This window comes from Micromonospora sp. NPDC047707, from assembly GCF_040704235.1.
Taxonomy (GTDB): Bacteria; Actinomycetota; Actinomycetes; order Mycobacteriales; family Micromonosporaceae; genus Micromonospora.
Map to the genome: position 1 here is coordinate 150,890 of NZ_JBEYSU010000006.1, position 11,909 is coordinate 162,798.

At 71.9% G+C, this 11,909-nt stretch carries 10 protein-coding genes and 1 pseudogene; 7 read left to right on the forward strand and 4 right to left on the reverse strand.

Going from position 1 to position 11,909, the window contains the following annotated elements:
- Positions 1 to 34: 34 nt before the first annotated feature.
- From AB0873_RS09245 to AB0873_RS09255, 3 genes are all read left to right on the forward strand, one after another.
- Entirely contained in the window at positions 35 to 436 is a 402-nt protein-coding gene (locus tag AB0873_RS09245) for a YciI family protein (protein ID WP_366599122.1), read from the forward strand.
- A gap of 10 nt (positions 437 to 446) precedes the next feature.
- Positions 447 to 1,685, forward strand: coding sequence for a sigma-70 family RNA polymerase sigma factor (locus AB0873_RS09250; protein ID WP_366599123.1), 1,239 nt, complete (start codon positions 447 to 449; stop codon positions 1,683 to 1,685).
- 123 nt (positions 1,686 to 1,808) lie between these two features.
- A complete protein-coding gene (locus AB0873_RS09255; RefSeq protein ID WP_366599318.1) occupies positions 1,809 to 1,985 on the forward strand; it encodes a hypothetical protein in 177 nt (58 codons plus the stop codon).
- Here AB0873_RS09255 and AB0873_RS09260 read toward each other — a convergent pair.
- Positions 1,959 to 2,143, reverse strand: a pseudogene (locus AB0873_RS09260) (ionic transporter y4hA); the annotation flags it as partial. The gene AB0873_RS09255 and the pseudogene AB0873_RS09260 sit on opposite strands and share 27 nt — an antisense overlap.
- A gap of 188 nt (positions 2,144 to 2,331) precedes the next feature.
- On the opposite strand from AB0873_RS09260, the gene AB0873_RS09265 reads away from it, so the two are divergent.
- Positions 2,332 to 2,709, forward strand: coding sequence for a hypothetical protein (locus tag AB0873_RS09265; RefSeq protein WP_366599124.1), 378 nt, complete (start codon positions 2,332 to 2,334; stop codon positions 2,707 to 2,709).
- A 206-nt stretch (positions 2,710 to 2,915) separates the two neighbouring features.
- On the forward strand, positions 2,916 to 3,122 hold the full coding sequence (locus tag AB0873_RS09270) for a bleomycin resistance protein (protein WP_366599125.1): 207 nt from the start codon (positions 2,916 to 2,918) through the stop codon (positions 3,120 to 3,122).
- A gap of 310 nt (positions 3,123 to 3,432) precedes the next feature.
- On the opposite strand, the gene AB0873_RS09275 is transcribed toward AB0873_RS09270, so the two are convergent.
- Positions 3,433 to 4,302: a sulfotransferase domain-containing protein gene (locus AB0873_RS09275; RefSeq protein WP_155332297.1), complete on the reverse strand. Its 870-nt coding sequence runs from the start codon at positions 4,300 to 4,302 to the stop codon at positions 3,433 to 3,435.
- A 671-nt stretch (positions 4,303 to 4,973) separates the two neighbouring features.
- Positions 4,974 to 8,489, reverse strand: coding sequence for a methionine synthase (gene metH, locus AB0873_RS09280; protein WP_366599126.1), 3,516 nt, complete (start codon positions 8,487 to 8,489; stop codon positions 4,974 to 4,976).
- A 263-nt stretch (positions 8,490 to 8,752) separates the two neighbouring features.
- Between metH and AB0873_RS09285 the strand changes: the two genes are divergently transcribed.
- Positions 8,753 to 9,622 (forward strand): PAC2 family protein, encoded by an 870-nt coding sequence (locus tag AB0873_RS09285; RefSeq protein WP_155332299.1) that lies wholly within the window; start codon positions 8,753 to 8,755, stop codon positions 9,620 to 9,622.
- Positions 9,623 to 9,794: 172 nt separating this feature from the next.
- Positions 9,795 to 10,580: a GntR family transcriptional regulator gene (locus AB0873_RS09290; RefSeq protein WP_366599127.1), complete on the forward strand. Its 786-nt coding sequence runs from the start codon at positions 9,795 to 9,797 to the stop codon at positions 10,578 to 10,580.
- 37 nt (positions 10,581 to 10,617) lie between these two features.
- Here AB0873_RS09290 and mshC read toward each other — a convergent pair whose 3' ends face one another.
- Positions 10,618 to 11,856, reverse strand: coding sequence for a cysteine--1-D-myo-inosityl 2-amino-2-deoxy-alpha-D-glucopyranoside ligase (gene mshC, locus AB0873_RS09295; protein WP_366599128.1), 1,239 nt, complete (start codon positions 11,854 to 11,856; stop codon positions 10,618 to 10,620).
- Positions 11,857 to 11,909: the final 53 nt, after the last annotated feature.

Below are 11,909 nucleotides of genomic sequence, written 5' to 3' on the forward strand. Positions count from 1 at the left end.
CGGCGCCGACCGGCGTCGGGCGAGGAGAGACACCATGAAGTACATGATTCTGCTGTACGGCTCGCAGCAGGACTACGACGCGATGGCCGGCCGGCCGGGTGGCAGGCCGCCGATGTCGGCCGAGCAGGTCGCCGCGATGCACGCCCACATGGGGGCGGTCCACGAGAAGCTGGTCGCCTCCGGTGAGCTGGTCGACGCGCAGGGCCTGGTCGCGCCCGCGCACGCCCGCCGCGTCCAGCTCGACGGCGGTGTGCCGGTGGTGACCGACGGTCCGTACCCGGAGACGCAGGAGGTGCTTGCCGGTTTCACCGTGGTCGACTGCGCGAGCCTCGACCGGGCGATCGAGATCGCCGCCCAGTTCGTGGACCCGGACGCCCCCGGCGAGTACGTGGACGTCCGCCCGGTCGCCGAGGGCATCGAGGATCTCGACGGTTGAGGTGGGCGCGGTGACCGGCGAGCCCGTCGAGGGCCTGCTGCGCAGCCTGGCGCCGCAGGTCCTCGGCGCGCTGGTCCGCCGGTTCGGTCATTTCGACACCGCCGAGGACGCCACCCAGGAGGCGCTGATCGCGGCCGCGGAGCGGTGGCCGCACGACGGCGTACCCGATGATCCGAAGGCCTGGCTGGTCACGGTGGCCGCGCGGCGGCTGACCGACCTGCTCCGCCGCGAGCAGGCGCGCCGGCGCCGCGAGGACGCGGTGGCGCGGTGGGTGCTGCCCGCCGACCGGCTGGCACCGGCCGCGGACACGGATGCCGCCGGCGGCGACGACACGCTGGTGTTGCTCCTGCTCTGCTGCCATCCCGCGCTGTCGCCGGCGTCGCAGATCGCGCTGACGCTGCGCGCGGTGGGTGGGTTGACCACCGCCGAGGTGGCCCGCGCGTTCCTGGTGCCGGAGGCCACGATGACCCGGCGGATCAGCCGTGGGAAGCAGAGCATCCGCGACAGCGGTGTGCCGTTCCGGATGCCCGCCGGGCCCGAGCGGGACGCCCTGCTCGCGGCCGTCCGCCACGTGCTCTACCTGATCTTCAACGAGGGGTACGCGGCCACGACCGGGCCGGCTCTGCTGCGCACCGACCTCTGCGCCGAGGCGATCCGCCTGGCCCGCCTGCTGCACCGGCTGCTGCCCGACGACCCGGAGGCGGCGGGGTTGCTGGCGCTGATGCTGCTGACCGACGCGCGGGCGCCCGCGCGGGTCGGCCCGGCCGGCGAGCTGGTGCCGATGGCGGAGCAGGACCGTAGCCGGTGGAGGGCCGACCAGATCGCCGAGGGTGTCGCCCTGGTCAGTGCCGCGCTTCCCCGCGGGCCGGTCGGGCCGTACCAGGTGCAGGCCGCGATCGCCGCCCTGCACGACGAGGCGCCGAGCGCGGCCGACACCGACTGGGCGCAGATCACGGCCCTGTACGAGGTGCTGACGGGGATGTCGGACAGCCCGGTGGTGGCGCTGAACCACGCGGTGGCGGTGGCGATGAGCCGCGGCCCTCGGGAGGGGCTGTCGCGGGTGGAGGCGCTGGCCGCGCAGGGACGGCTGGGCGACGACCCGAGGCTGCCGGCCGTCCGCGCACACCTGCTGGAGATGCTCGGCGACCGCGACGCCGCGCGGGCGGCGTACCTGTCGGCGGCGGAACGGTCGACGAACCTGGCGCAGCAGCGCTACCTGCACGCCCGCGCCGACCGCCGCACGCCCTGACAGCGCCGCGCCCGGATGGCCGGCGACCGCGCGAGACGCCGGCAGCGCCGCGTCCGCACATCAGCTGGCCTCGGCGGTCAACCCCGCCTCGATGTTCGCCTCCGCCTTCGGGGTCCCGGCGGCTTGGAGCAGGTCACTGATAGCGAGGCGAAGGCGGGAGGCGAGGGCTTCGCCGGCGAAGTCCAGCCCTTCGGCGCAGGCCTCGTCGACGCCCCTGACGGCCTGGTGTGCCCGTGTCCGCGCGAGGTCGGGCTCGCGGCCGGCGAGGAAATCGCGGTGCAGCGCGCCGAGCAGCAGTGACAGGCCGAGGTTCCCGCGTGACGATCAGGGCGACCTCGATCACGGTCACCGCCACCGCGAGGACCAGCGACCCGTACGGCTCCCCCACCTTTGTGGGCGACCACCTCGGCGTGGTGGACGGCCGCGAGCACCGCGCCGGCCAGCAGCACCGCGACCACAATTCCCGGCCGACGCTGGGAGCTGACCCCCCGTCGCCGAGGTCCTGCCGGCCACCATCCGGCCGCCGCACAGCGTCCCGGGGTGTCCCTCGAACGAGTGACGCGGGGACTTCTCGGCGAGTTGGACCGGGTGATGACGGAGGCTTGATAAACCGGACAAACCAGACAGCAACCGAGGCAGGCGTTCCATGACCTTCGAGGCGGACAGGCATACCCGCGAGATCTCACTGGACCGCCCGCACCCCGCCGGAGACCCGACGCTCGAGATTGTCGAGTGGAGCGCGGGCTTCGGCACCGAGCTGGTGCTCTGCGACGGGGAGGGCAACCCGCTGGCGGCCCATCCGGCCCGGATTCCCGTGCCCGACGTCAGCTTCACCGCCTTCGTCAGCTGGGCCGGCTTCGACCCGGTCGACGTCGACCGGGCCGACCCGGACCACGAGCCGTACCTCCCGGTGCTCTCGCAGGTCCGCTCGGCCCTGACGGACCACTTCGCCAACCGGGCGCCGAGGCGGACGGCGGAGGGCGTCGAGGGCCGGAAGGGCGACGCGCTCGTCCTCGTCGGATGAGGCCGGCGTCAGCGCCCGCGGCGCCGCCTCCGTACCGGCGTCAGGGCATCAGGCCGAGCTGCGCCAGGATGGCTGCCAGGTCAGGGTGGGAGCTGAGCTCCACGAACCGTCCATCCTCCACCCGAGCGAAGTACGCCCCCCGCCCGACGCTGGCTGCTACAGGAGATCACGACCCGGCCACCGGGTCGGGAACAGGACGGTTGACCATGGACATCGACTCGCTCGCGACGCTGCTGCACGAGGCAGCCGATCGTCACGGCTCGTTCGAGGTGGCCGCGCCGCCGCACGACTGGTGGGACTGGTACGCCGCGTACATGCACGCCCGCGAAGCGGGCAGCACGCCGGACCAGGCCGCCGCGGCCGCCGCGCGCTACATGGCGGACGTCAAGCACGTCGACGTCACGTCCGATTGACGCCCGGTGTAGCGCAGCCGTACGAGCCCCGACGCCGGCGTGCGAAGCGCACGATCCGCGCCGGGGCGTCACGGTTCCGCCGCCCGCACCGGCGATACCACCCATGCGGGTAGGCGCCGCAGCTCATTGAGCGAGCGCTAGCATCCAGCTCGTGGAGGGCTTGTTCTGGATGGTCGCCATGCCGCTGTGCTGTCTGCTGGGCTGCCTGTTTCCATGTGCCGTCCTGGCGGCGTTGGCCACCTGGCCGAAGAAGGGCGACCGCTGGTAGCGACCCTCGCTTGTAGGGCGTCTCGCGCACATCGGCGCCGGCTCACGAAGAGCGGTCACGCGCAGGGTAGCCAAGAACCTCCACGAGATCGCCCGTCGCCGCGGTGAAGGCCTCATGGATCTCGTCATCGAAGTGATTTCGCCAATCGCCGGCCTTACCCTTCCGGTAGTGGGAGATCCGCCCCGGACTCTGCCGGTCCTTCCGCATCTTCGAGAAGCTGTAGCGGGAGACGAGGGCCTCCAGTTCGGATGGTGGCAGGGCGATCCCGCAGTGCCGCATCAGCTGATCCACCTCGTCGAGCTGACGCTCGCCGGTCAGGTCTTCATACCGGAACAGGCGGAAGGTCTCGGAACTCGGAGCAACCGCCCACGACCGGAGCTGCTTGAAGAGGTATCTCTCGGAGAGGCGACTGATGACGAACAGCAGCCCTTCCTTCATCGGCTTCTCCTGCAGAATCTTCCGCGCCTGCGGTATGTCGCCCATCGGCGCGTGGGAGTTCCGAAGGGAGAAGTAGCTGGAAACGACGATGTCGCGCGGGTCCCGGATCACGAAGAACGCGCGGTAGGTACCGGGCTTCGCAATGTCCTGGAAGCGTGGGTAGGAGTGGAAGAGGGCCAGGGCCGCGCGCCCGGGCGGGACGACAGGCAGGGATCGGCGCTTGTAGAAGCGCGGATCGTAGGGCAACAAACCGGAGTAGCGATACACCGTGGGATCGCTGAAGAGGGCCTTTATCCACTGGCTGCCCGTCTTGCGCACCGTGCAGTGATAAACGTTGTCATACTCGCATCGGGTGTCCACTGGGACGGTGAGCCGCACTTTGGCGTTGCGTGCTTCGAGCTGCGCCCGTCGCGCCACGATACGCATGGAATTGGGAGTGTGGTGTTTGGCGAAATCGACGGTGCGACTGATCATGTGTCCAAACCTCGTCCGTACCTACGACGCGGAGGCCGGTGTCCGGGTGGATTTCCAAGGCTTCGCCTTCTCCGCCCCGTACGCCGGCATGCCGCTAGGAATATCCCCGACGGTCCTATTCATGTCAACCCGGCGGCAATGGCTGCGGCGATCAGGCCGGCGGTGACGCCAGCGGCGTCGGTCCACCGTCCACAAGCTACGGCCGTGGGGTAGCCCGCGACCAGGACCGTCAGCGCCGCCAACACCGGGCGCGGCGGTGACGCTTCGTCTGCTGGGTCACCGACGCATCGTACGGTCGCAACCAGCGCTGGATCGAGTTATCGAGGGTTCGGCGGCAGTTCGGCATCGAGCGAAGCGATGATGTCGGCACCGTCGGCGCACCGCCACGGAGCTCCGGGCGAGACCCGCATCGTGCGGCCGGGCGCCCGCCACGTCGTGACACCGCCTTCGGTGCGCTCCCGCGTCCACGCACCGGACATCCAGATCGCCCAACCGTCGCCTAGCGGCCTCCGCACGCCCCTCAGTGCGACTGACGGCTGCCGGTCCGTCGATCAGCCCCGCCCGGCGCAAGCCTGGCGGAGCGACGTGACCGAGGCAGAGGCCTTGGGCGCAACTGCCGGTCGTGCGCAGCTAGCCGGAGGAGTTGACGCAGTTCAGGGAGGGTGGCGGTGTCACTTGGCGTTGAAGTAGCTCGCCTCCGGGTGGTGGACCACGATCGCGTCGGTGGCCTGCTCCGGGACGAGCTGGAACTCCTCGGACAGCTGCACGCCGATCCGCTCCGCCCCCAGCAGGTCCACGATCTTGGCGCGGTCCTCCAGGTCGGGGCAGGCCGGGTAGCCGAACGCGTACCGGCAGCCGCGGTAGTCGGTACGCAGCAACCCGGCCAGGTCCGCCGGGTCGTCGTCGGCCACCGTACGCCCGCCGGGCAGGGTCAGCTCGGCGCGGACCCGCCGGTGCCAGTACTCGGCGAGGGCCTCGGTGAGCTGCACGGACAGGCCGTGCACCTCCAGGTAGTCGCGGTACTCGTTGCGGGCGAACAGCTTCGCCGTGTATTCGCTGATCGGCTGGCCGACGGTGACCAGCTGCAACGCCACCACGTCCAACTCGTCGCCCCGCGGGCGGAAGAAGTCCGCGAGGCAGAGCCGCCGCTCCTGCCGCTGCCGGGGGAACGAGAAGCGGGCCCGCTCGGAGTGGCCGTTCTCGTCCAGCACCACCAGGTCGTTGCCCTCGGAGTACGCCGGGAAGTAGCCGTACACGACGGCCGCTTCGAGGACCTGGTCGGCGATCAGCCGGTCCAGCCAGTAGCGCAGCCGCGGCCGGCCCTCGGTCTCCACCAGCTCCTCGTAGGACGGCCCCTGCCCGCCCCGCGCGCCGCGCAGCCCCCACTGACCGAGGAACGTGGCCCGCTCGTCGAGCAGCGCCGCGTAGTCGGCCAGCGGAACGCCCTTGACCACCCGCGTACCGAGGAACGGCGGGCTGGGCACCTCCACGTCGACCGCCACGTCGGATCGGACCGACGAGTCGTGCAGCTCGGGCAGCGACTCGGTGACGACGGCCCGCTGCCGCTCCCGGCGGGCCCGGCGGGCGGCGAGGGCGGCCTCCCGCTCCGCGTCGACCACGGGCGCGCCACCACGCTTCGCCGCCATCACCCGGTCCATCAGGGACAGCCCCTCGAACGCGTCCCGCGCGTAGTGCACCTGCCCGGGGAACATCGACCGCAGGTCGTCCTCCACGTACGCCCGGGTCAGCGCCGCCCCGCCGAGCAGGACCGGCCACCGCTCCGCGACCCCGCGCGAAGCCATCTCGACCAGGTTCTCCTTCATGATGACCGTGCTCTTGACCAGCAGCCCGGACATGCCGATCGCGTCGGCGCGGTGCTGCTCGGCGGCGTCGAGGATGGCGTTGATCGGCTGCTTGATGCCGATGTTCACCACCTCGTAGCCGTTGTTGGACAGGATGATGTCCACCAGGTTCTTGCCGATGTCGTGCACGTCGCCCTTCACCGTGGCGAGCACGATGCGGCCCTTGCCGCCGTCGTCGGCCTTCTCCATGTGCGGTTCCAGGTAGGCCACCGCGGTCTTCATCACCTCGGCGGACTGGAGCACGAACGGCAACTGCATCTGGCCGGAGCCGAACAGCTCACCGACGACCTTCATCCCGTCCAGCAGGATGTCGTTGATGATGGACAGCGGCGACCGGCCCTCGGCCATGGCCGTGTCCAGGTCGGCCTCCAGGCCGTTGCGCTCCCCGTCGATGATCCGCCGCTTGAGCCGCTCGTCCAGCGGCAGGGCCGCGAGCTCCTCCGCCCGACTGGCGCGCGCCGACGCGGCGTCGACACCCTCGAACAGCTCGATGAAGCGCTGCACCGGGTCGTACCCCTCGCGGCGCCGGTCGTAGACCAGGTCGAGCGCGACCTCCCGCTGCTGCTCGGGGATCTTCGACATCGGCAGGATCTTGCTGGCGTGCACGATCGCCGAGGTGAGCCCGGCCTGCACGCACTCGTGCAGGAACACCGAGTTGAGCACCTGCCGCGCCGCCGGGTTGAGACCGAACGAGACGTTGGAGATGCCCAGCGTGAAGTTCACCCCCGGGTACCGGGCGGCGATCTCCCGGATGGCCTCGATCGTCTCGATGCCGTCGCGGCGGGTCTCCTCCTGACCGGTGGCGATCGGGAAGGTCAGCGCGTCGATGAGGATGTCCGACCGCGACATCCCCCAGCGGCCGGTCAGGTCTTCGATCAGCCGCGAGGCGACCCGGACCTTCCACTCCCGGGTGCGGGCCTGGCCCTCCTCGTCGATGAGCAGCGCGACCACGGCTGCCCCGTGCTCCTTGACGACCGGCATCACCCGCGCGTAGCGGGAGTCGGGGCCGTCGCCGTCCTCGAAGTTCACCGAGTTGACCACGCACCGGCCGCCGAGCATCTCCAACCCGGCCTCGACCACCCCCGGCTCGGTGGAGTCGAGCATGATCGGCAGGGTGGAGGCGGTCGCGAACCGGCCGGCCAGCTCCCGCATGTCCCGCGTGCCGTCGCGACCCACGTAGTCGACGCAGAGGTCCAGCAGGTGGGAGCCGTCCCGGGCCTGGCCGCGGGCGATCTCCACGCACGCCTGCCAGTCACCGGCGATCATCGCTTCCCGGAACGCCTTGGAGCCGTTGGCGTTGGTCCGCTCCCCCACCATCAGCACGCTGGCGTCCTGCGCGAACGGCACGTGGTGGTAGATCGACGAGACGCCCGGCTCCGGCCGCGACTCCCGGGCCACCGGCGGACGGCCACGCAGCCGCTCCACGAGGACCCGGATGTGCTCCGGGGTGCTGCCGCAGCAGCCGCCGACCAGCGAGACGCCGTAGTCGGCGACGAAACGCTCCAGGGCGTCGGCCATCTCGACCGGGGTCAGCGGGAAGTACGCGCCCTCGGAGGTCAGCACCGGCAGGCCGGCGTTCGGCATCACCGACAGCGGGACCCGCGCGTGCTGCGACAGGTAGCGCAGGTGCTCGCCCATCTCCGCCGGGCCGGTCGAGCAGTTCAGGCCGATCAGGTCCACACCGAGCGGCTCGATCGCGGTCAGCGCCGCGCCGATCTCGCTGCCCAGCAGCATCGTGCCGGTCGTCTCCACGGCGACGTGGCAGATGATCGGCACCTGCCGGCCCAACTCGACCATCGCCCGCTTCGAGCCCACCACCGCCGCCTTGACCTGGAGCAGGTCCTGGCAGGTCTCGACGATCAGCGCGTCCGAGCCCCCGGCGATCAGACCGGCGGCGTTCTCCTGGTACGCGTCCCGCAGCGACGCGTACGCGGCGTGCCCGAGGGTGGGCAGCTTCGTGCCGGGGCCGATCGAGCCGAGGACGAAACGGGGCTGCTCCGGCGTGGCGTACCCGTCGGCGGCCTCGCGGGCCAGCCGGGCGCCCGCCTCGGACAGCTCGCGGATGCGCCCCTCGATGCCGTACTCGGCGAGGTTCGGCAGGTTCGCGCCGAAGGTGTTGGTCTCCACGCAGTCCGCGCCCGCGGCCAGGTACGCCTCGTGCACCCCGCGGACGACGTCCGGCCTGGTCACGTTGAGGATCTCGTTGCAGCCCTCAAGGCCGTCGAAGTCGTCGAGGGTCAGGTCCGCCGCGTGCAGCATCGTCCCCATCGCCCCGTCGGCGATCAGGATCCGGTCCGCCAGGGCGTCGAGGAAAGAGATCCGCACAGGTTCAGGTTAGTGCGACCGGTCGCGGCGTGGTCGAACCCGGCTCGCCGGTCCCACATTCTGTCACCGGGATCACTCCGGACCGGTTCGTTACGGTATGGCCGGCCGGCGGCGGGCACGACCGGCGCGGCCGACGGGCCGGGTCCGGTCCCGACACGTAGGCTGACGGACGTGAGGGACTACAGCGACACCACCGTGCACGGCGGGCGGCCGGCCGGAAACCACTCCGGCGCCGTCCCCGACGAGCAGGGCGAGGTGACGGCATGACCGAGTTCGACGGACTGCCGGTGCTGCGGTCCCCCGTGGCCATCGCCGCCTTCGAGGGCTGGAACGACGCCGCCGACGCGTCGACCGCGGCCGTGGAGCACCTGGAGCAGGTGTGGCAGGCCCGGCCGGTCACCGAGCTGGACCCGGAGGACTTCTACGACTTCCAGGTCAGCCGTCCCACCATCACCATGTCGGACGGGGAGACCCGCCGGGTGGAGTGGCCGACCACCCGCTTCATGGTCGCCAGCCCCGCCGGCACCGAACGGGACGTGGTGCTGATCCGGGGCATCGAGCCCAGCATGCGCTGGCGCACCTTCTGCGAGCAGGTGCTGGAGATCTGCCACAGCCTGGAGGTCGAGCGGGTGGTCCTGCTCGGCGCGCTGCTGGCCGACGTGCCGTACACCCGGCCGTTGCCGATCAGCGGGAGCGCCTCCGACAAGGACGCCGCCCAGCGCTACCAGCTCACGCCCACCCGTTACGACGGCCCGACCGGCATCGTCGGGGTGCTGCACGACGCGTGCACCCGCGCCGAGGTGGACGCGGTGTCGTTCTGGGTGCACGTGCCGCACTACGCCAACAACCCGCCCTGCCCGAAGGCCACCCTCGCCCTGCTGCACCGCGTCGAGGAGGTACTCGACCTGCCGGTCCCGATGGCCGACCTCGCGGAGGAGGCCGCCGAGTGGGAGCAGCGGGTGCGCAGCGCGGCCGAGCAGGACGCCGAGCTCGGCGAGTACGTCCGCGAGCTGGAGGAACGGGTCGGCGACGCCGGCATCACCCCGCTGACCGGGGACGAGATCGCCCAGGAGTTCGAGAAGTACCTGCGCCGCCGTGGCGGTTCCGCCGGCCCCACCGCCGGCTCCTGGTGACGCTCGTCCGCTGACCGGGCCCCGGATCCGTTCCGGGGCCCGTTTCGTTGCCTGCCACCGGTTCGTCTGCGCGCTGCTCCCCCTGGTCGGGGCGGGCGGGCCGCACAGCGGGTGGCGCGGCTCACACCGCGTAGGGCATCCTAGGAACCTAGCTGTGATCGAGGAGGCGGGTATGCAGATCAATCCCGGCGCGGCCGAGTTCCCGCACCGGCAGATCGCCGCGCAGCTCAAGGCCCAGGTGCGCCGCGGCGACTGGGGGCCGGGCGAACGGCTGCCGTCCATCCCGGCCATCGCCGAGATGTTCGGCGTCGCGAAGCAGACCGTGCAGCGCGCCGTCGACCAGCTGCGCGTCGAGGGCATCCTGATCACCAAACCCGGCTCGGGTACGTACGTCCGCGGCACCCGGCGCCGCCTCAACCGCCTCTCCCGGGGCCGGTACGGCGGCTTCCGCGGTTACCACACCGACCTGGCCGCCCGGTACCGGCAGCAGCTCCTCTCCGTCGGCCGGGCCCCTGCCCCGCCCGAGGTCGCCGACGCGTTCGGGGTCGCCGACGGCACCGACCTGCTCTGCCGCCGGCACCTGGTCCGCACCGAGGACTCCCCGGTCGAGGTCGGCGCCTCCTGGTTCCTGCCCGCCGACACCGCCGGCACCTCGCTGGAGCGGGCCGAGGCGTTCGGCCGGCCGCTCTACCAGGAGGCCGAGGAGGCGACCGGCCGGCGGTACGTCACCGCCACCGACACGATCAGCGCCCGCCAACCCAGCCGGGAGGAGGCGGAGATCCTCCAGATCCGCCCCGACACACCGGTGCTGCACCTGCTGCACGTCGCCTACGACGGGCGCCGCAGACCGATCGAGGTCGCCCAGGCGACCTGGCCCGGTCCGGTCACCACGCTGACCGAGGAGTACCGCGTCCCCGCCCCGAACCCGGACCCGGACCCCGGCCTGGTCCTCGGCTGAGGCCCGGGCGGCGCGAGGGCGGCCGGCCCGCAGACGGCTACAGGCGGATGCCGAGGAGGGCGTCCACCGTCTGCGTGAACAGGGCCGGGGCCGCCGGGTCGTCGCCGGTGCCGGCGAGCGCCTGATCGGCCCAGCCGTCGGCCAGAGCGAGCGCGCCGGAGGTGTCGAGATCGTCGGCGAGGCGCTCGCGTACCCCGGTCAGGAAGGCCGCGCCGGACGGCCCGGACGGCGCGGCGGCGGCCCGCCGCCACCGGGCCAGCCGCTCCCGCGAGACGGCGAGCAGGTCGTCGGTCCACGACCGGTCGCTGCGGTAGTGCCCGCTCATCAGGGCCAGTCGGACCGCCATCGGATCCACCTTGTCGGCCCGCAGCCGGGACACGAAGACCAGGTTGCCGCGGGACTTCGACATCTTCTCGCCGTCCAGGCCGATCATGCCGGCGTGCACGTAGTGGCCGGCGAACGGCGCCTCGCCGGTCAGCCGCTCGGCGTGCGCGGCGGAGCACTCGTGGTGCGGGAAGATCAGGTCGTTGCCGCCGCCCTGCACGTCGATCCGGTCGCCGAGCAGGTTGAGCGCGATGACCGCGCACTCGATGTGCCAGCCGGGACGGCCCGGGCCCAGGTCACCGCCGGGCCAGGACGGCTCCTCCTCCCGGGCGCCGCGCCACAGCAGCGGGTCGAGCGGGTCGCGCTTGCCGGCCCGGTCCGGGTCGCCGCCGCGCTCGGGGAAGATCTCCAGCATCTGCTCCCGGGTCAGGTTGGACTCGTACCCGAAGCGGGGCGCGGCGGAGATGTCGAAGTAGATGTCGCCGGTGCCGTCGTCCAGCCGGTACGCGGCACCCTCCTTGAGCAGGACGAGAACCTTCTCGGCGATGTCCGGGATCGACTCCACGGCCCCGACGTAGTGCGCCGGCGGGATGATCCGCAGCGCCTCCATGTCCTCCCGGAACAGGGCGGTCTCCCGCATCGCGAGGACCTTCCAGTCCTCGCCGTCCCGGGCGGCGCGCTCCAGCAGCGGGTCGTCGATGTCGGTGACGTTCTGCACATACGTGACGTCGAGCCCCGCGTCCCGCCACAGCCGCTGCACCAGGTCGAAAGTGATCATGGTGGCGGCGTGGCCGAGGTGGGTGGCGTCGTACGGGGTGATGCCGCAGACGTACATCGTGCCCGTGCCGGTCGGGGTGCTGGGCGCCGCGCCCTGCCGCGCCGAGTCGAACAACGACAGCGGGCCGCCCCTGCCGGGCAGCCGTGGCACCTCATGCCCCACCCAAGACTCCATGACCGCCAGCCTAACCAGCCGACGGGCGGCCCCGGGCCGCGCCACCGGTGATC

Bases quoted from the DNA above. Each gene is read 5' to 3' on its own strand.
- AB0873_RS09245 (WP_366599122.1), top strand. From the start codon at position 35: ATGAAGTACATGATTCTGCTGTACGGCTCGCAGCAGGACTACGACGCG.
- AB0873_RS09265 (WP_366599124.1), top strand. From the start codon at position 2,332: ATGACCTTCGAGGCGGACAGGCATACCCGCGAGATCTCACTGGACCGC.
- AB0873_RS09270 (WP_366599125.1), top strand. From the start codon at position 2,916: ATGGACATCGACTCGCTCGCGACGCTGCTGCACGAGGCAGCCGATCGT.
- AB0873_RS09275 (WP_155332297.1), bottom strand. From the start codon at position 4,302: ATGATCAGTCGCACCGTCGATTTCGCCAAACACCACACTCCCAATTCC.
- AB0873_RS09285 (WP_155332299.1), top strand. From the start codon at position 8,753: ATGACCGAGTTCGACGGACTGCCGGTGCTGCGGTCCCCCGTGGCCATC.
- AB0873_RS09290 (WP_366599127.1), top strand. From the start codon at position 9,795: ATGCAGATCAATCCCGGCGCGGCCGAGTTCCCGCACCGGCAGATCGCC.
- mshC (WP_366599128.1), bottom strand. From the start codon at position 11,856: ATGGAGTCTTGGGTGGGGCATGAGGTGCCACGGCTGCCCGGCAGGGGC.